This window comes from Thalassococcus sp. S3 (assembly GCF_004216475.1).
Taxonomy (GTDB): domain Bacteria; phylum Pseudomonadota; class Alphaproteobacteria; order Rhodobacterales; family Rhodobacteraceae.
The window spans coordinates 1,203,265-1,221,019 of the sequence record NZ_CP022303.1 but is presented as its reverse complement, the minus strand read 5'-3'; the positions used below and the strand labels follow the sequence as shown (position 1 = coordinate 1,221,019).

Here is a 17,755-nt window from a genome sequence, read left to right as displayed (position 1 = left end):
TGTCGCGACCTCCTTTGGGTTGCCTTAGGTCCTCAAACACCGGCGGCAACCTCATATCCCGAGGCGTCGAACGCCGTTTTGTGGCTCAGAATGCTCCATGCCACTCGCGCGAGTTTGTTTGCCAGAGCAACAGCAGCCTTGTTTCGATGCATGCGCTCTGAGGCACGGGTCAACCAATCGCCAAAACTGAAGTCCGGCCACCGATGCGGTCGCGTCATGATGATCATCGCCGCCTGAACAAACAGCATCCTCAGACATCTGCTGCTGCGCTTCGATACACGCCTAAGAACCGGTCTGCCCCCGGTGCTGTATTGCCTGAGGACCAATCCCACCCACGCCGCGAAGTCGCACCCGCGGTCAAAGGCCTCTCCTTCGCCAATGGCTGCAACCGTCGCCGTTAAGATCATCGGGCCAATGCCTGGCACCGTCATGACGTTGATAGCAGTTCTCTTCGGTTCGGCTAATCTCTTCGATTTCTGCCGAGACTTTGTCGATCCGGTCATCCATCCACATTCAGTCGCCGTAAAAACCAATCAGGATCGAGCGCATGCGTGGAGATATCTCGTCTTCGTGCTCTTCCAGGGTCGTCTCGAACGCGTTCTTCAGCGCGCGTAGACCTTTGCGCACGGTGATGCCCTGTTCGATAAGAAAGGCGCGGATCTGGTTGATCGTCGCCATCCGACGAGACACCAAACGCGATCTGACCCGGTGCAGGGCTTGAAGATCAAGCTGATCCTGGCTCTTCTCGGACACGGTCTGAAAGTTCGGCCGAAGCGCTGCCTCGGCGATTGCTTCTGCATGGTTGTAGTCGTTCTTCTGGCCTTTACTGAACGGCTTCCCGTAGATCGCCGGGATGATACGGGGCGCCAACTCCATCTCGCGCAGTGTCCGGCTGACAAAGTGGGCACTCAGGCATGCCTCCATGCCGACAATACAACGCGGCAGCTTCTCGAACGACGCCGCCAGTGCAAGCCGCTTGATCTGTTTGCGCAAGACACGCTGTCCAGAGGGATCGAAACCCACAATGTGGAATGTGTCCTTGCCGATATCGATGCCGATCGACATCAGATCATCAAGGTCTGTCTTCGCCATGCTACTTCTCCGGTTTGCAGAAATAGGCAAAGCCTAACCCGCTGGATGAAGCAGCCGGTACATCCCATTACCGGACCTTGGATAGGAAGTCGGGATACTGCAGTTGCAACCCGCATTTCCTCCATTCGCTGCAGCTGCAAGAACTTGGGTGGTTTGAACTCGTAGATAATGCTGTCTGCTGACGATCCTGGGGTCAGGTTTGCTTCCCCACTTACCAGCCACTCAATCTGCCAGTGACGCGATAGCCTCGGCTACGCTCTCAGCCTGCCCCAAGTCGATATGACCGAAGCGACCGGCATCGTTGTCCCAATAGCGGCCAGATGCATCCATGAAGTCGTCATCCAGCGAAAGTCGGCAGAGGATGTCAGCGCCGATCTGCAAGTCATTTCCAGCGACGCCGAACCCCTCCTTGACCATCTTGGACGCTAGAAGGGAGCCTGGATTGACGGCGATAAAGGCTGGGCCGTCAGGGTGTGTGGCCGCCATCTGAGCCGACCACAAGGCGATGCCGCGTTTGCTTTGTGCGTAGGCCCCCATGTCGTCGAGGTGCTTGTCTCCGGCCAAGGCCGCCAAATCGACTGGGGACTGCGCGGCGGACGACAGATTGATGATACGGCCACTGCTAGGAATGATCGGCAGCAGCGCCTTGGTCAGAACATGCGGCGCAAGTGTGTTCACCACGAACCGCACATCCTGACCGTTGGGCAGAATTGGATTCGAGGTTTTGTACACCCCAGCATTGTTGATAAGAACATCGATGCAGTCGTGGTTCGCTTTGACCGCCTCAGCGAGTTTGGCCGTTTCTTCCAGTGACGATAGGTCGGCCTGATAGGTAGCAACATTGACCCCAAGTTCCTTCGCTGCGGCCTCCAGTTTGTCCGCACTTCGACCATGTAGAATGACCGTGTGACCCATGTCAGCGAGAGTCTTGGCCGTCAGAAGGCCGATGCCGTCGGTTGATCCGGTGATGAGAATGGTTTTGTTCATCGTGTGCTCTTTTCTGTTGGAAACTCTGGAAGCACCTCGTCGGCGAGGCGCTTCATAGTGTCTTCGATGTCGGCTTGGTTAAACCGCAGGTTCAGGGCGACATGGTTGATGCCGTGGTCACGCAAAGACCCGAGAAAACCATTCAGAAACGTAACGCCTGAGCGGAACCCTAGATGGATTGGCGTCGGCCCTGCATCGTCTTCTGAGACAAGATCGACATAGAGCGACTGCATAACCGGTTTTGTCTCTGCACCAGCATTTGCCCCGCGCAAACGATAATCCTTCACCACCTGCGCCTGTGATGTGATGTCCCGTGGATACGTCATCCAGGCATCACCATGTGATGCAACCCAGTCTGGGTTCTGCTGTGAGCCACCTGTGATAATGATCGGCACTCGTCCACTTGCAGGTTTAGGCAGCATATCCATCGACCCGCTCAGGGTTCCATGGCCGCCGGTGTAGGTAGGATACTCGGCGGCCATGGCACGGATGTAGTCCAGACTTTCGCGGAACCTGTCTCCTCGGTCAGGGAAACCCATGCCAAGGGCTGGGTATTCTTCGGGACGGTCGCCAGATGCGACGCCCAGCAACAGACGCCCACCTGATAGCTGGTCGGCAGAGGCAGCTGCCTTGGCCACATGGGCCGGATGGCGCAGTGGCAAGATGATGCTTGCGACGCCGAGGGCGATATTGCGAGTCACACCAGATAACAGGCCAAGATAGACAAAGGGATCGAATGTCTGACCCGCATCGCCGAATGTCGGCACGTTAAACGGCACGTCACGTAGCCACAAAGCGGCGAAGCCCAACTCGTCGGCCATCCGCGCCCGTTCCACATGGCGGCTCATATCCGGCACCGGGCTACTCTGATGAGCCTCCAGTGGGACAACCAGACCAACGGTCAGGTCGCCCGGTCGGAACACGGTATTGTACGCTCGGTTCAGCGACGGGAATGCCATGGGTGTTGCTGTGTCCAGCATCACTTGTGTGTCTACCATTTCACTCTCCATAGCGCACCAAAGTGCGGCTCTCGATGCTTCGCCGGACTGTGGTGATCGTCGGGTCTTCGATCATGTCCAGCGCCGAATGAGCCACTGACGGCCTCCCTCGGTTGTCGTAGATATTAAACATCGCCACCTCGTCCGGCGTCATACGGGATTGATACACCCATTCGTGGTTCGGGTTTCCAACCAGCCCCATGATGTGCCCCCGCCGGTCGGGGTAAATCAGGTCGAGCAAAAGCCAGTCTTTGTCGGACACACTGGAGGGGCGCACAAAGCCCAGAGGTGCCGAGTTGATCGGGTGCCCCACCGGACGCCACACATTGATGAAGCCGTAATATCCGCTTGACCATTCAGCAGCTTTGGCCTCACCCAGTATGTCGATCAGCCGCCCCTGTGCACCTTCGGGGCTGTAGTCGCTGTGCACATTGCGGGCAGGTTTGCGTTTTGCCTTAGGATCGTCGATGCGCACGGTATGGTCAAAGATGATGACCTCGGTTGTGCCCGCTTCACGTTTGAGCAAGGTCGTGAGTTCATGATCATAGGCGTCTTGCCAAGCACGGTCTTGATCGAAGGCGCTCACGGTCGAAGGGGCTGTCAGGAATCCAACACTGTCGTGTTCGAAACTCACACCGCCATCGCGACGAACATCCGTCAGTTGGACTTCGGTCAGATCGTGCTCTGGCGGGATGATCTTCCCCGCAACGCCACCCGCATCAATATGGTAGGCTTGCCGCTCAGAGGCGTGAACATGGTGATTTACCGTTGCAGTACGTGACATGTTGATTGTCCTCGTTGCAACAGGCCCGATGCCTTTGCACCGGGCCGAGATCAGGACATCAGGCGAGATCGTCTTTGCCTTCGATCACGAAGTGGTAGCTTTCTGATCCTGCGGTCCGGGCATCGAGATGCGGCTTGTACTCAGGATCGTCCATGAAGTTCATCGCCGCCTCTTTCGAGGGCCACTCCAGAATGATGCGGAGTGCGGCTGCTTGGTCACCGCCTTCCACCTGTTCGTGTGATGCGGTGCGGGCCAGATACTTGCCACCATGCTTTGCAACCAGCTTGTTTGCGGTTGGCAGGTAGTCGGGAATCCAGTCTTCGCTGGATGGCGTAACGGCAAGAACGGAATAATAGGCCATGGCTTGTCTCCTGATTGATGTGTCGGTTTCAGGAAACATGAGGCATTGCAAAACCTGAATAAACTAGGTCAAGTCGGAAATGATATTTCCGGTTTTGGATATAATCATGGAAACAGATACCCTGCGCCTCTTTGTGCTGGCTGCCGACAAGCTGAACATCAGCGCCGCCGGGCGGGAACTTGGGCTGGCCCCATCAGTTGCCAGTGCTTGGATGAGCAAACTGGAGAAAAGTGTGGGGGCCGACCTGCTTCACCGGTCCACCAGGAAAGTGGCACTCTCGACTGAGGGGCTGGAGTTCTTGCCATATGCCAGAGACATTGTGGCCCGTGAGGACGCCGCCCGTGCTGCACTTGGCCAGGGCGCAGCACGGGTGTCTGGCACATTGCGCTTCACTGCTCCCAGCACATTCGCCCAACTCTACATCGCGCCGATCTTGCCGGACTTCACGAAAGATCACCCGGACCTGCGTTTGGATATGCGGCTGTCAGACAAACAATTCGACCTGATTGATGGGAGTTTTGATCTAGCGCTGCGGAATGCGGTTCTTGAGGACTCCAGCCTGCGGGGCCGTAAACTGGCCGATGACACCCGCGTTCTGTGCGCATCACCGGGATACCTGACGGAACACGGACACCCAGGGACACCTGATGACCTGCAAGACCATCACTTGGTCGCCTTCGGAAATGATATGCCGCACCCCATGGTCAAAGATGACCGGACTCATGCTGACTTTGACCCCGGCCAAGGCCGTTGCAACTTGATCATTGACGACGGCCATAGCCACAAGGTCGCCACGATAGCCGGTGCTGGCATCGCGCCACACTCCCTTTGGAGCGTTCATCAAGAACTTGCCTCCGGCCGACTCGTTCGCGTTCTCCCCGACTACACCTGCGTGGCAGATACTGCACTCTGGCTTATCTACCCGCAGACCAACGTTCTCTCAGCAAAGGTACGCGTGTTCATGGACTTTTTGCTCGACCGGATTGGGAATAGGCCAGTATGGGAGGCGCAAGACGAGAAACCGCATTGATGGCAAAGCGGTCATCGATATCTAGCGCAGTATTACGCACATTGGGCTCATTGCCGACCTCGGAGGTGACGCAGCATCAGAAGTGGCGTGACATGGTAGACACATCGAGGACGGCCCATAGCCGACCTCCAACGCGTGTGACGAATGCTGCATATGCAGCACGCATAGCGGACATTGGCGGAACGACGATGTAACGCTGACTTCCAGGTCGCGATAATCCTTAGAGTTGTCGTTACCGCTGTCGCTGTGGCAGAGCGGTGTTATGTTATTTTTGTTATCGAGCGGCTACGACTGCGCTCAGCAGGTCAAACTGTCCGATCAGATCGCCAAGACTTTGATGCAACCGCATCAATTCATTCAAATTCACAGCAGACACTCCTATACCGTTCGGCTGAAGCGCATTGCACAGAGAATTCAGGGCGTCGGCCACTGCCTCGTTCAAAATGTCATCGCTCTCGCCAATTTCGAATGCCACTTCAGCAATACTACGACCGTCGATCAAACCACTTAAGACGGCGGCACGGTCAGCCGAGCTCAATCGTTGACCTTCTGGCATGATCTCCTCCTATACACTTTTGGGTCCAGCCTCGTCGTAATCCGTCAGCGCGCGTTCACGACCTTTACAGTCTCCGTTTCAGCTTCCACTGTGGCACCGAAGCTGTCGAAGAATTGCGCAGCGAGCTTGTTGGCTGTTGAACCGATAAGCCGGGACCCAAGTTGTGCGATTTTCCCGCCGACATCGACGTTGGCGTCATAGCCCAGTCGTGTCATCCCGTCGGGCTCTGGTGTCAGAACCACATCGGCCCCGCCTTTGGCGATGCCCATGACACCAGTCCCTTTGCCATTGAGGCGAAGCCTATGCGGCACTTCAACGTCTGAGAGATGGACCTCGCCGCTCAGTCGGACGGAGACCGGCCCGATCTTGAGCCGTAGGCGGCCGCTAAATGTATCATCGGCCTCGCGATTGAGTGCTTCACAGCCCGGGATGCAATCGCGCAGGACCTCCACGTCGTTCAAACCGGCCCAAACGACCTCTATCGGGGCGTTCACAATCCGTTCGTTCGTAAAGTGCATACTTCTTCCTCCCTTGTTTAGTCTGGTTCTTTTGGGTCAGGAGCCGTCGGCCAAGATCGAAATCGCCAGCCCCATTTCTTCCGCAAATTGCCGAAGACGCCGCCGCGCATTTGGCAGGTCGCGTTGGGCTTCGGCCCACCATGCCGCGTCCAGCAGGATGATATCGGGCCGCTTGAGAAATGCGATCGCTACAGTTGTGAGCACCTGAACCGCATGGGCCGTGCGCGCCGAAGCCTCGTGGCGGGCCGAGATGAGTTCGGGGAATGCCGAAAAGGCAGGCCAGATCCTGCGGGGCACATCGTCAGCGCCAAAGCCTGCCGTGATGGCCATCTGCTCGGCGAGCGTCACGCCATCGAGGCGTGGGTAGGAGTGGTCAATGACCTCGACCTGTGGCAACGCACCGGAACCAAAGAGGCTAGACGTGGCACCGACCGTCCGCCACCGGTTCGAGCTATCAAGTCCATCTTTGCCCAAGAGTGTCTTTGGCATGGACGCTGACGCAAGAGTTCCCGCTGTCAGGACGGTTTGCGTGCCGACAAGTTCGTATCGTTGCATCGCGGCTTGGATTGAAACATGCAGTGTCATCAGGCGGCATCGCTTGCTTCAGCCGATCCATGCTCGAGCATGTCGCGCGCAAACTCTGCGATGTTTTCGCCAGATGGTAACAGCGCCGCCTGCAGAATAGCTGAGGACGGCATCCGCACATCCGGTGTGGTATGCCTGCGGATATCAAGCGAAAGCCCCTCATCCTTAAGGAGCTCCGTTAGGCGTAGGGCGATCTCACCAGCGAAGCCGCCTGTCCGGACTGCTTCGTGCACGATCAGGGCGCGCGCCCCGGCGGCGCGGACTACGTCGACCAGGGCGGTTTCGTCGAGCGGGTTGAGCCAGCGCAGGTCGAGAACCGATGCCTCGACACCCGCGCCAGCCAGCGTCTCGGCCGCGTCCAGAACGTGCGGCAACATCGTCCCCCAAGTTATCAGGGCGATGTCCGAGCCTTCGCGGCGCAGCTTGGCCTTGCCGACGCCTTCAGATCCGTCCGTCAGCAAGACCTCACCTTTCGTTTGGTAAAGGCCGCGCGCCTCGATAACGACCGCGGGATCTGGATCGTCGATGGCGGCGCGTAGCATCGCGTAGGCATCGCCCGGCGTGGCGGCGAGGCCAACCTTGATGCCCGGGACATGGGCCAGCAGTGCCTCGACAGACTGTGAATGCTGTGCGCAGGAGCCCGGCGTCACCCCCTGCTGCGTGCGCACAACCATCGGGCAGCCAACCTTACCCTGCGTGAGGTAGCGGATGTTCGCGGCCTGATTGACGATCTGGTCGAGCGCCACGAAAAGGAAATCGGCCCACATAATCTCAACGACGGGCTTCATTCCGCACATCGCTGCCCCCACGGCAGAGCCGAGAATGGCATTTTCGGCGATGGGCGTATCAAAGACACGCGCCGCACCAAAATCGCGCTGAAGGTACCGGCTGCCGCCGAAGATCCCGCCCCCATTGCCCACGTCTTCGCCATAGACCAGGACGGCTTCGTCCTGTTCCAAGGCTGTGCGCAAAGCGCGATTGACGGCGTCGATGTATTTCAGTTCGACCGTTTCATGGACTGGTCCGGGATCAGCGGCAGAAGGTTTGGCAAGCACGTGATCCAGTGCAGTTTGAGGATCAGGATCAGGGCCATCCATCACCGCTTCGGTCATCTCGCGCGCGGCTTGCGTTTGCTCGGCCACAAGAGCCTCGACCTCCGTGTCGGTCATGATACCGGACGCCACGATGCGCGCACCGAACACCGTCAATGGGTCGCGCGCTTCGGCTTCAGCCCTGTCGGCCTTTGGGCGGTAGTGCTCAATGTCGCGGTTGTAGTGGCCCCAAAGCCGTGGCACGCGAAATTCCAGAAGGCTCGGACCATCGCCTTTGCGCGCATGTTCGGCGGCAAGGGCCATGCTGTCGCGCACAGCAATAGGGTCGCTGCCATCGATGGTGGCCGACGGGATGCCGTAGCTAGACGCCCGCTGCGCGACACGGTCGACGCGGAGCATGGAAGGCGCAGGCGTGAGTTCGGCCCAGCCGTTGTTCTCAACGACAAAAATGACCGGAAGCGCGCGGATCGCGGCAAACGACATGGCCTCATGCACGGCGCCCTGATTGGTCGCGCCATCCCCGATGCTGACGATCACCACACGCCCGTTTTCTTGCGCGAGGTTTGCCATGGCGACGCCGCACGCAATCGTCGTGCCCGCTCCGACGATGGAGTTTTCGCCGATAAAGCGGGTGTCGGGTGCCATAATATAGGGTGAGCCGCCGCGCCCACCGTTAACCCCTTCGGCCTTTTGGCAGATCTCGGCCATGACAGCGCGTGCGGGCAACCCTGAAGCCAGGGCCCAGCCGTGCCCACGATAAGTCGCAATTATCTGATCATCAGGTCCAAGCCCCGCTGCGGCCCCGAAAGGAACCGCTTCTTGACCGGCGCAAAAATGCATCGAGCCCGGAACGCGCGGCGGGTTTATCTGCGTGAGATCCCAAGCCGCCTGTTCAAAGGCCCGCGCAAATGCGATGTCGGTAAAGGCTTTGCGTGCATAGCCATGATCCTGGCTTGCAATCGGTTTGAGGTTTTTCTCAGTCATGGGCGGCTGTCCTTCGATGGGCGTCCTCGGCGCAGAGCTGCAGAAGACCTATTTCTTTATACGTACGACTATTTTTTATGTGGAACCTGTTCCAGGTTGTCTTTTTGCTCACTGCAGGTCGGCGAGCGCCTCTGTCTTGGCCGCGACAAGGCGCGCGAGCATCATGTCGCGCCATAGACGCCGGTCTTCCAGATCGCCTGCTGGCAAAAGCGCCCTGCGCCGTTCTTCGATCCGGTCGAGAATTGGCCCTGTCCAGGAGGCGCGGTTAATCTGTGTTTCGTGAAGAGCGCTGTAAAGCGCCTCATAGCGTTCAGCGTATTGCCTCACACCGTCCGGAGCGTTGAGGTCGATTGTCTCGAACGGACCCATGACCGCCCAACGCAGGGCAAGACCGTCACGCAAGCCGCTATCGATATCCTCAATATCTGCGTAGCCATCGGTGACGAGGCGAAAGATCTCCTGCAAAACAGCGCCTTGAATTCGGTTCATCACAAAGCCCGGAATCTCTTTTTGCATAACGATGGGGGCTTGGCCAATCTGGCTCATCATGTCACGCGCGCGGGCCGTCACGGCATCGTCGGTCCAGGGGGCCGGGACGACTTCAACCGCGGGGATCAGAAAGGGCGGATTGATTGGATGCACAACAAGGCAGCGACGGCGGCCTGGCACGTCTTTTGTGAAGTCAGACGGCAGGATCGCGGAGGAGGATGAGGCTAGGATAGCATTGCGCGGGGCCAAGGCATCGAGCTCGCAGAAGAACGCTGCCTTGGCGCCCGCGTCCTCAGCGATGTTTTCCTGGACATAGTCTGCACCATCAAGCGCGGCGGAAAGGGTCGGCGCTGCTGCAATCCGGGCAAGCGTTGCGTCGGCGCTCGACCCCATCAAGAGCTCTTGCTTCTCAAGGCTGGGAAGGATGTCGGCAATCGGCTCGCGCGCGGCCTCGGCTGCTTCGGGGCGCCGCGCCCACAGGACAACATCGTGCCCTGCGCGGGCAAAACTGATCGCCCAGGCGCGCCCGATGAATCCAACACCGGCAATTACGATCTTCTGCTTGGTATGCGTCATGCCATTGCCTCCGACCTCAAGAGCGCTCCATCGCAAGGCCCTCAAGCCCCGCGACAGTAAATGTGACGAGGTCCTCGTAGGCCTCTTCCATCGGGCGTTCGCCTGCAGAACCAGACAGGTCGGAAAACCGGCCCGTCGCGGCACAAATCGACAGCATGGATGCAACAAAGAAAAGCATGCCATCAACGATGGACTGCTCAGGCGCGTCCGGCAGGCTTTTTTTGAGCTCCGCGATATAGGCTTTGGCAATGACGTTGTAGTGCCTGGTGATTGTCGCTGTCCCAAGCCGTGAATTGGCCAGCCGCCCCATAAGTGCAGCGAAGTTCCGCCAGCCTTCGTCGTCGCTATTGGCCGAGGCGATGAAAGGCCGTGAATAAGCGCGCACCAGGTCGTCCAGAGGCAATGGCGCCTGGCCATGTTCCTCGCGTAGCGTTGCTAGTGCGTCTTCGCGCATCGCGTTCAGAACGACCGCGCGGCGTTCGACCACCGTTTCGAACAGGCTCTCTTTAGGCCCGAAATGATAGCCAATGGCCTGCAGTTGCAGCCCAGCTGCAGACGCGACATTTCTGACGGACGTGCCATCATAACCACGCTCCGCAAAAAGGCGTTCGGCCTCGTTCAGAATTCGCTCGCGCGTTTCTTCGGAACTTCGCGACTTGGGGCGGCCCACCGTTTTTTGTGGGCGTTCTGGCGTTGCCGGGCTGGCATCGATGTCCAATGCATCCTCACGAAGTTCGGTCGATTTCGATTGGTCGATCATGTCGGGCGGTCTCCTTTAAGACGCGGGCAAGCCGGGAGGGGGCGAGCCCGCGTCCAAGCCAGGGCGAGCTTATCTCAAGCGTGCACCGTGGATAAGGCCGTGCAGCTTGGCCGGCGGGATTGGAAGGCTGTGGATTTTTACATCGTAGTCAGACAACGCATTTTCGATCGCACTCGTGATTGCCGGCGGCGCGGCAAGCCGGCCGCCCTCCCCCCCGCCTTTCACACCGTATTCGGTGTAAGGCGACGGGGTCTGGACGTGGCCCAGTTTCAAGTCGATGGGCATCTCTCGCGCCGTGATGATGCCGTATTCGGCGAAGTTCGGGTTCAGGAACTGCCCGTCCTCGTCGAAGTCGAACCCTTCGTAGAGGGTGGTACCGACCCCCATGGCCGTACCGCCGTAGACTTGCCCGGCTAACGTCATCGGGTTCACGATGGTCCCGTTGTCGTGAACCGCGGCGTAATCGAGGATCTCGACCTTGCCTGTTGCGATATCCACCTCTGTCACGACGATGTGGCAGACATGGCCCATGATTGGATAGAAGATCCCGAGATGCTTGCGGTCCGGGTGCGGGTCGGTCGAGAGCGGGTGGTCGTAGACCGCCGTCGCCTCCAACCCGCTGTCGAACTCCGGTTCATCAGGGAAATTCAGGCGGAAGAACGACGCCATAAGCGCGACCTCAGCAATCGCCTTTTCACGTGTTGGGGCGTCTTTCACTCGGATCATGCCGCCGGCGAGCTCTAGATCATCCGGTTTGCATTCCAGAAGATGAGCGGCCAACCGCAGCAGCTTGGTCTTGAGTTTCATGGAGGCCGAGACAACTGCACCGGTGATCATGGTCGTAAACCGGCTGCCTTGCGGTCCCACACCGTTGAAGCCCGACTGGCTGTCGGCATAGCTGAAGCCGATTTCCGACGGATCGATCTTGAATTGCTCAGCGAGCACCTGGGCTACCACCGTCTCCGGGCTGTTTCCGATGAAGGGTGAGTTCAGGGTAACGAAGAACTTGCCCGACGCATCGATGCGCACCGATACACCCTCGGGTGTCGAGGTAAGTGTGAAGCCAGGCGTCTGGATGTTGTTGAGCGACCACCATTCGGTCGGGCTGTAAACCGAACGTTCCATGCAGGTCGCGACACCGATGCCTACCGCGCGGCCCTCAGCGCGCATCGCCTCGACCTTGGCCTTCCAATCGTCATACCCGATCAGCTTCTTTGCCTCCGCCAAGACCTTCTGAAAATCGCCACTATCGTAGATGTTTCCGGTTGGGATCATGTAAGGGAACTGATCGGGCTGGATCATGTTCTTTTCGCGCAGGTCCAGCGGGTCCATTCCAAGCTCTTCGGCCGCTGCATCGACGATCCGTTCCATCACCCAGTTCGTGACCTCGGAGCCGAAGCCGCGGAACGGACCCTGTTGGCATTTGTTGGTCAGAACGGCCCGGCAGCGCATGCCGAAACTGTTGATCTGGTACGGGCCCGTCACCTGCGCCATAGCGTTGCCGTGGGTGCCGACGCCAAACTGCAGATATGCCCCGTAATCATCGAGCACATCGAAGCGGAAGGACAGCATCTTGCCGTCCTTGTCGAGCGCCAGTTCGGCGTCATAGAGCCGGTCGGAGCCATGGGAATCCGACGAGGTGAAATGCGCGAGGCGGTCCTCGATATACTTCACCGGCTGACCGACGGCGCGCGAGAGCGCACATGTCAGTATGATGATCTTGTGGGTAAACACCTTCGACCCAAAGCTGCCGCCGGTGGCAACGGGCATCAGCTTCAGGTTTGTAGGCGAAACCTTAAGCGAACCTGCGATCACGAAAGGGATAAACGCGTAGAAGTTCGTGTTGCAGTGAATCGTATAGCCATCTGAAATTGCGTCAAAGTCAGCGATGCAGCCCGTCGTCTCCATTGCCTGAGCCGAAGAACGGCCCCAGCGCAGACGGCGCTTAACGATGTGATCTGCCTTGGCAAAATCATCCAGTACGGGACCAAATTCAAAGCTCTCGTCCAGCGGCACGTTGGTATCGTGCTCGGAGGGATGGATCAGCGCGTCACCCGTCGCCTCGGTGCTTGCCTCGATATCGACATTTACCGGCAGCGGACTGTATTCCACCTCGATCAGGTCCAGTGCATCTTCGGCGACGTAACGGTCCACCGCGACAACCGCCGCGACCGTCTCGCCAACATGGCGCACCCGGTCAATGGCGCAGCAGGTCTGCGGAACCGGGGGACTTGCAAAGCTCGGGCAAGGATCAACGTATTCGGCGATTTCAGCGCCGGTGAGGACAGCGATTACGCCTTTCAGGGCCTTAGCCTTCGAGGTGTCGATGCCGAGGATGCGTGCGTGGGCGTAGGGGCTTTGCAAAACCGCCGCGTGGGCCATGTTAGGCACTTTCACGTCGTCAATGTATTGCGCCTTGCCGGCCAGGAACTTCGGATCCTCGACCCGCTTAACCGGTTTTCCGATCCAGTCCAAATCGGCACTCGGCTTTTCGCGCTGGCGCGAGGGCGGGATGACGTTGTCTTTGAGGTGTTCGGATACAGACATGTTTATCGCCCCTCATTCAGCCGCAACGGCGGTTTCGGTTTCGGCCTGCAGCTTCAGGGCAGCAGACCGCACGGCAGCCACAATCTGGGTGTAACCAGTGCAGCGGCACAGGTTGCCCGCGATGGCCTCTAGAATCTGGTCGTCCGTCGGGTTTGGGTTGTGGTCGAGCAACTCTTTCGCGACCGCCAGCATACCCGGAGTGCAGAACCCGCATTGTAGGCCATGCTCTTCCCAAAATGCGCTTTGGACCGCGCTGAGCGTGCCGCCGTCGGCCATGCCTTCGACGGTGGTCAGCTCCGCCCCGTCGATCTGGACCGCAAAGGTAAGGCACGAGCGCACCGAAGCGCCGTCGACCAGGACCGTGCAGGCGCCGCAGACGCCATGCTCGCAGCCCACATGGGTGCCGGTCATCGACAGCTCATGGCGCAGGAAGTCGCTCAGCAACATGCGCGGTGGCGTTTCGGCCGTACGGGGCTTGCCGTTCAACGTGAAAGAGATTTCTGTCTTTTGCATGGTGCCCACCCCTAACTAGCGTTCTTTGTAGCGGCTTTGATCGCGCGCAGAGCCAGCGTTTGTGCCAGATCACGACGGTAGGCCGACGGCACGCGCTGGTCACCGATTATGTCGATGCCAGCGATATCCGATGCGATCGCATCTGCGATGGCGGCCTCGTCGGTGATGCTCTTGCCGCGCAAGGCTGCCCCAGCGCCGTCCAGGGTGACGGCGGTCGATGCGATGCCGCCGATCCCGACGGACAAAGCGGCGAACGCGTCGCCATCCCGGCGGACGGTCGCGCCGACAAAGCAGTAGCCGAAGTCGCCCTTGCGCAGGCTCACCTCCTCAAACCCATGCCCTTGGCCTTCAGGCGCGGCGGGGACGCAAATTTCGACCAGCATCTCTTCGGGCTCTAGAGCCGTCTCGTAAAGACCGACAAAGAATTCGGTCGCCGGCAGGGTGCGTTCACCCTCCGAGGACCGCACAACCAGCTCGGCACCAAGTAGCCGCATGAGCATGGGCATTTCCGAGGCGGGATCTGCATGACAGAGGTTCCCGCCAATCGTGCCGCGATTGCGCACCGTTCCGTGAGCCACCCATTCATATGCCATAGGGATGATCGGTGCAGCCTGCGCGACAACTTTTGATCCTTTGACGGCATTATGGCGCGCCATCGCGCCGATCCGCAAAACATCGCCGTCCAAGTCGATGTGGTCGAGACCCGCGATACGATTGATGTCGATCAGACGTTCGGGCCGCGCGACGCGGAAATTCATCATCGGAACAAGGCTTTGCCCACCCGCAAGCAAGCGCGTCTCAATAGATTGATCGGCCAGAAGGCCAAGAGCGGCCTGCAAGGTATCCGGTCGCTCGTAAGCGAAAGGTGCCGGTTTCATTGTGTTTCCTCCCTCTTGTCTTTTGTCGGTTAGCCGCCGAACCGCGGCTCCGGGATGCCCCGGATGCCAAGCCCCGTGATCCGGAACAGCGATCCCGCCGCAAATTGCGGTTTCGCCTCCGCAGCAAAGTGTTCGTGGGCAGCCGGGTGCGAAACCCGTGCCATTGAGGTGACGTAGATTTCGTCGAGGTTGTCCCCGCCGAACATGACACTGGTGATATTGCGGACCGGCATGGAGATCCTCCGTTCTACCGCCCCATTAGGCGCATAGCGTATCAGGTCGCCCGAAATGACCTGCGCGTTCCACAGATACCCCTCCTCATCGATGGTCGAACCATCGGCAAACCCACCGTCTCCATCGGTCGACGCGAACACGCGGCGGTTCGCTATGTCACCGGTCTCGATGTCATAGTCATGCGCCCAGATCTCATGTCGGAAGGTATCTGCCACATAGAACCGTGTATTATCAGGGCTCCAGCACGGGCCGTTGGTGCAGATGATATCGCCTGCGAGTTTCTTCAGCGAATAGTCAGGGGCGAGGCTCCAGAGATCGCACAACGGCAACTCTTCCCTGTCGTCCATCCCGCCAGCGATGAACCGCCCGCGCCGATCGACCTTGCCATCATTAAGACGGACCCGGGAGTCCGGTCGGTCGATCAAGGCAGCCGCTTCGAGGTCGCCCGAGCGAAAGTCATATACGTAGAACCCGTCATCAAGGGCCAGCACAGCACGTTTGCCGTCTGTGCAAAGCGCCATCGCGCCAATGTCACGGTCTAGCCGCCAGCTTTGCACGTCACCGGATTTGGGGTCGAGACGCCAGATCGCGTCCTTCCCGACGCGTCGACCGGTCGAGTCGACCCAGTAGAGCGCGCCTTCACCAACGTCCCAGACGGGACCCTCACCCAAATGGTTTTCGCATGCAACGATACATTCGATCTGAAAGCCTTTGGTTTGAGTATGGACCGCATGCGCATTGGCGCCGGGTGCGAGTGTTTGCAGCATCTGGACCTCCTTGGATGTTGTTAGACATACGTATAATAATTTTCTTGTCAACAGGAATTCATTTCCGCTAGAGCGGTGCGAAACCTGTCAACCATTGAGGATTCCCGTGCGCATCACATCGCTTTCTGCCGCGACCTTAGCCTTGCCGATGCCAAGACCCGTCATTCTTGGCCCGGTGAGAATCTCAACGCGCGATGTCGTCATCCTGAGGTTGGAGACCAACGCGGGGATCACCGGCCAGGCGATCGGATACACCCGTGGCACCCCCTTGCTCGGCTGTCTTGAAGCCCTCAGTCCCGCCGTTTTGGGGCGCGATGCTGCCCGCCCTCAGTCGATTGCCACGGCGCTCGTTGATGCAAGCCCGCCGGGGCAGGCACAGCTTTCGCGCGCAATCAGCCTGATCGACATCGCACTTTGGGACATTGCGGCAAAACGGGCGAAGATGCCCCTATTTGAACTTCTCGGAGGCGCACGCGAGGCCGTGCCCGCAACTGCGGTTGCCGGGTACTTCCTGCAAGACCGCGATGTGGCCAACGTCGTGGCTGAGGCCCAGAAGCGCTTCGATGAAGGCTATGCGCGGGTCAAGGTCATGATCGACGGCACGCGGCCGGCCTTTGACCGCGCCTTATGCGACGCGCTCGCCCGTCTGGACGCGCCCCTCGCACTCGATGCGCATTGGACATGGAGACAGCATGCCCCCGCCGCTGCATTTTTTCGCGACATCGCCGACTACGGCTTTGTCTTTGTCGAAGACCCCTTCCCCGCCGGGTACGACGCGCTGACGGCCCGGCTTCAGGCAGACGTTACCACGCCGGTTGCCGCCGGCGAAGATGCTGCCGGGCTACCCGCCCTCGCAGCGCTGGCTGAAACTGTGGGGTATCTCCGCGTCGATACCACCACCTGTGGTGGAGTGGCCGCAGCGGTGCAGGCCTGCGCGTACGCCGAGGCGCGTGGAACAGTTGTTTTCCCGCATGTGTTTGCGCCAATCCATACGCACCTCGCCTGCGCGACCCGCGCGGTCGATCAGGTCGAGATCATTCCCTCGGACGTTGGGTCGGACCCCCTGGACCTCGTTCTCGATGATCTGCCGGATCTCAAAAACGGGGCGATAGCGCCAAGGGCGGAAGCAGGGAACGGCATCGCAATCAACTGGGACCGCGCACAGGCATTCGTCCGCGGCGCACCGCTCGAAATCCATGCGGAGAACGAAAGGAACCCAAGCAATGATTGATTTGAACGGCAAGACATTCGTCATCACCGGCGCAGCCAGCGGTATCGGACTTGCCACCGCCAAGCTGATGCTTGGTCTCGGCGCGAATGTTGGGCTGCTCGACCGCGGCGCACCGACACTTGAAGATGACCAAGCGCATGCTGAACGCGCTCTGTCAGTCACGTGCGATGTGAGCGATCCCGACACCATCACCCGCGCCATGGCGGCTGTGGCCGACAGGTTCGGCCCTTTGTCCGGGCTTATATGCTCCGCCGGGATCTACCGCGATCACCCATTCCAAGAGATGTCTTTCGAAGACTGGCGCACGACACAGTCGGTCAATCTTGACGGGGTGTTTCTGACAGTAAAAGCCGCGCTTCCGCACCTTTTGGAAGGCGCCTCGATCGTCAATCTCACGTCGATGGCGGCCCATATGGGCGCGTCGCTCAATCACGCGCATTACGGCGCTTCGAAAGGCGGGGTTCTGGCGCTGACCCGCAGCCTCGCACGTGAGCTGGGGCCCAAGATACGGGTAAACGCGGTCTCTCCGGGCGTGATAGAAACGCCAATGACAGCTGGTCTTTTGGCCGCCCGCGGGGATGAGGCATTGTACACCACGCCGCTTGCAAGGTTTGGCACATCGCAAGAGGTCGCGCGGGCTATCGCCTTCCTAGCCTCCGACGCCGCTAGTTTCGTGACGGGCGAAGTGATCCACGTCAATGGCGGCATCTACATGGCCGGGTGATCGATCAAACATCAATCCCCGGCTCTGTCGAGAACCCGCAGGCGCTGCGACAAATCAGTCAAAGCAGGATCCGAGCGCCGTTAGGCTTT

Annotated in this window: 17 protein-coding genes and 1 pseudogene; 3 read left to right on the top strand and 15 right to left on the bottom strand. The window is 59.3% G+C overall.

Annotated elements, in window-relative coordinates; all coding sequences use genetic code 11:
* Positions 1-32 precede the first annotated feature (32 nt).
* The 5 genes and pseudogenes from CFI11_RS06225 to CFI11_RS06205 all read right to left on the bottom strand — a co-directional run bounded on the left by CFI11_RS06225 (position 33) and on the right by CFI11_RS06205 (position 4,222).
* Positions 33-1,092 (bottom strand): annotated as a pseudogene (locus tag CFI11_RS06225) (IS110 family transposase).
* 222 nt (positions 1,093-1,314) lie between these two features.
* Entirely contained in the window at positions 1,315-2,079 is a 765-nt protein-coding gene (locus CFI11_RS06220) for an SDR family NAD(P)-dependent oxidoreductase (protein ID WP_130404107.1), read from the bottom strand.
* Positions 2,076-3,077 carry an LLM class oxidoreductase gene (locus tag CFI11_RS06215; protein WP_254449036.1) on the bottom strand — a complete coding sequence of 334 codons (1,002 nt, stop codon included), beginning with the start codon at positions 3,075-3,077 and terminating at the stop codon, positions 2,076-2,078. Before CFI11_RS06215 ends, CFI11_RS06220 begins: the two co-directional genes overlap by 4 nt.
* A gap of 1 nt (position 3,078) precedes the next feature.
* On the bottom strand, positions 3,079-3,861 hold the full coding sequence (locus tag CFI11_RS06210) for a CmcJ/NvfI family oxidoreductase (RefSeq protein ID WP_130404105.1): 783 nt from the start codon (positions 3,859-3,861) through the stop codon (positions 3,079-3,081).
* A 58-nt stretch (positions 3,862-3,919) separates the two neighbouring features.
* Entirely contained in the window at positions 3,920-4,222 is a 303-nt protein-coding gene (locus CFI11_RS06205) for a DUF1330 domain-containing protein (protein WP_130404103.1), read from the bottom strand.
* Positions 4,223-4,328: 106 nt separating this feature from the next.
* Here CFI11_RS06205 and CFI11_RS06200 point away from each other — a divergent pair, with 106 nt between their 5' ends.
* Complete coding sequence (locus CFI11_RS06200) at positions 4,329-5,252, top strand: LysR family transcriptional regulator (RefSeq protein ID WP_130404101.1); 924 nt, start codon at positions 4,329-4,331, stop codon at positions 5,250-5,252.
* Positions 5,253-5,526: 274 nt separating this feature from the next.
* Here the strand turns inward: CFI11_RS06200 and CFI11_RS06195 are convergent, their stop codons facing one another.
* The 10 genes from CFI11_RS06195 to CFI11_RS06150 all read right to left on the bottom strand — a co-directional run bounded on the left by CFI11_RS06195 (position 5,527) and on the right by CFI11_RS06150 (position 15,711).
* The gene (locus CFI11_RS06195; RefSeq protein WP_130404099.1) at positions 5,527-5,808 is read right to left on the bottom strand and encodes a hypothetical protein; all 282 of its coding nucleotides are present in this window, start codon (positions 5,806-5,808) and stop codon (positions 5,527-5,529) included.
* A 44-nt stretch (positions 5,809-5,852) separates the two neighbouring features.
* On the bottom strand, positions 5,853-6,326 hold the full coding sequence (locus CFI11_RS06190; RefSeq protein WP_130404097.1) for a CoxG family protein: 474 nt from the start codon (positions 6,324-6,326) through the stop codon (positions 5,853-5,855).
* Positions 6,327-6,362: 36 nt separating this feature from the next.
* A complete protein-coding gene (locus CFI11_RS06185) occupies positions 6,363-6,881 on the bottom strand; it encodes a hypothetical protein (protein ID WP_217358756.1) in 519 nt (172 codons plus the stop codon).
* A gap of 29 nt (positions 6,882-6,910) precedes the next feature.
* Positions 6,911-8,947, bottom strand: a complete 2,037-nt coding sequence (locus CFI11_RS06180; protein WP_130404093.1) for a thiamine pyrophosphate-dependent enzyme — start codon at positions 8,945-8,947, stop codon at positions 6,911-6,913.
* A gap of 108 nt (positions 8,948-9,055) precedes the next feature.
* Positions 9,056-10,012 carry a 3-hydroxyacyl-CoA dehydrogenase gene (locus tag CFI11_RS06175; protein ID WP_130404091.1) on the bottom strand — a complete coding sequence of 319 codons (957 nt, stop codon included), beginning with the start codon at positions 10,010-10,012 and terminating at the stop codon, positions 9,056-9,058.
* A 16-nt stretch (positions 10,013-10,028) separates the two neighbouring features.
* Positions 10,029-10,772 (bottom strand): TetR/AcrR family transcriptional regulator, encoded by a 744-nt coding sequence (locus CFI11_RS06170; RefSeq protein ID WP_130404089.1) that lies wholly within the window; start codon positions 10,770-10,772, stop codon positions 10,029-10,031.
* Between the two features lie 69 nt (positions 10,773-10,841).
* Positions 10,842-13,319, bottom strand: a complete 2,478-nt coding sequence (locus tag CFI11_RS06165; RefSeq protein ID WP_130404087.1) for a xanthine dehydrogenase family protein molybdopterin-binding subunit — start codon at positions 13,317-13,319, stop codon at positions 10,842-10,844.
* A 12-nt stretch (positions 13,320-13,331) separates the two neighbouring features.
* Complete coding sequence (locus CFI11_RS06160; protein ID WP_130404085.1) at positions 13,332-13,832, bottom strand: (2Fe-2S)-binding protein; 501 nt, start codon at positions 13,830-13,832, stop codon at positions 13,332-13,334.
* An 11-nt stretch (positions 13,833-13,843) separates the two neighbouring features.
* Positions 13,844-14,710, bottom strand: coding sequence for a xanthine dehydrogenase family protein subunit M (locus CFI11_RS06155; protein ID WP_130404083.1), 867 nt, complete (start codon positions 14,708-14,710; stop codon positions 13,844-13,846).
* Between the two features lie 29 nt (positions 14,711-14,739).
* Positions 14,740-15,711, bottom strand: a complete 972-nt coding sequence (locus CFI11_RS06150) for an SMP-30/gluconolactonase/LRE family protein (protein WP_130404081.1) — start codon at positions 15,709-15,711, stop codon at positions 14,740-14,742.
* 148 nt (positions 15,712-15,859) lie between these two features.
* Here CFI11_RS06150 and CFI11_RS06145 point away from each other — a divergent pair, with 148 nt between their 5' ends.
* Both CFI11_RS06145 and CFI11_RS06140 read left to right on the top strand, forming a co-directional pair.
* Entirely contained in the window at positions 15,860-16,942 is a 1,083-nt protein-coding gene (locus tag CFI11_RS06145; protein ID WP_130404079.1) for a mandelate racemase/muconate lactonizing enzyme family protein, read from the top strand.
* Positions 16,935-17,666 (top strand): SDR family NAD(P)-dependent oxidoreductase, encoded by a 732-nt coding sequence (locus CFI11_RS06140; protein ID WP_130404077.1) that lies wholly within the window; start codon positions 16,935-16,937, stop codon positions 17,664-17,666. Before CFI11_RS06145 ends, CFI11_RS06140 begins: the two co-directional genes overlap by 8 nt.
* Positions 17,667-17,755: the final 89 nt, after the last annotated feature.

What these genes read in the sequence shown, in the direction of transcription:
- CFI11_RS06220 (WP_130404107.1), bottom strand. Translation starts at nt 2,079, where the DNA reads ATGAACAAAACCATTCTCATCACCGGATCAACCGACGGCATCGGCCTT.
- CFI11_RS06215 (WP_254449036.1), bottom strand. Translation starts at nt 3,077, where the DNA reads ATGGTAGACACACAAGTGATGCTGGACACAGCAACACCCATGGCATTC.
- CFI11_RS06210 (WP_130404105.1), bottom strand. Translation starts at nt 3,861, where the DNA reads ATGTCACGTACTGCAACGGTAAATCACCATGTTCACGCCTCTGAGCGG.
- CFI11_RS06205 (WP_130404103.1), bottom strand. Translation starts at nt 4,222, where the DNA reads ATGGCCTATTATTCCGTTCTTGCCGTTACGCCATCCAGCGAAGACTGG.
- CFI11_RS06200 (WP_130404101.1), top strand. Translation starts at nt 4,329, where the DNA reads ATGGAAACAGATACCCTGCGCCTCTTTGTGCTGGCTGCCGACAAGCTG.
- CFI11_RS06195 (WP_130404099.1), bottom strand. Translation starts at nt 5,808, where the DNA reads ATGCCAGAAGGTCAACGATTGAGCTCGGCTGACCGTGCCGCCGTCTTA.
- CFI11_RS06190 (WP_130404097.1), bottom strand. Translation starts at nt 6,326, where the DNA reads ATGCACTTTACGAACGAACGGATTGTGAACGCCCCGATAGAGGTCGTT.
- CFI11_RS06185 (WP_217358756.1), bottom strand. Translation starts at nt 6,881, where the DNA reads ATGCAACGATACGAACTTGTCGGCACGCAAACCGTCCTGACAGCGGGA.
- CFI11_RS06180 (WP_130404093.1), bottom strand. Translation starts at nt 8,947, where the DNA reads ATGACTGAGAAAAACCTCAAACCGATTGCAAGCCAGGATCATGGCTAT.
- CFI11_RS06175 (WP_130404091.1), bottom strand. Translation starts at nt 10,012, where the DNA reads ATGACGCATACCAAGCAGAAGATCGTAATTGCCGGTGTTGGATTCATC.
- CFI11_RS06170 (WP_130404089.1), bottom strand. Translation starts at nt 10,772, where the DNA reads ATGATCGACCAATCGAAATCGACCGAACTTCGTGAGGATGCATTGGAC.
- CFI11_RS06165 (WP_130404087.1), bottom strand. Translation starts at nt 13,319, where the DNA reads ATGTCTGTATCCGAACACCTCAAAGACAACGTCATCCCGCCCTCGCGC.
- CFI11_RS06160 (WP_130404085.1), bottom strand. Translation starts at nt 13,832, where the DNA reads ATGCAAAAGACAGAAATCTCTTTCACGTTGAACGGCAAGCCCCGTACG.
- CFI11_RS06155 (WP_130404083.1), bottom strand. Translation starts at nt 14,710, where the DNA reads ATGAAACCGGCACCTTTCGCTTACGAGCGACCGGATACCTTGCAGGCC.
- CFI11_RS06150 (WP_130404081.1), bottom strand. Translation starts at nt 15,711, where the DNA reads ATGCTGCAAACACTCGCACCCGGCGCCAATGCGCATGCGGTCCATACT.
- CFI11_RS06145 (WP_130404079.1), top strand. Translation starts at nt 15,860, where the DNA reads ATGCCAAGACCCGTCATTCTTGGCCCGGTGAGAATCTCAACGCGCGAT.
- CFI11_RS06140 (WP_130404077.1), top strand. Translation starts at nt 16,935, where the DNA reads ATGATTGATTTGAACGGCAAGACATTCGTCATCACCGGCGCAGCCAGC.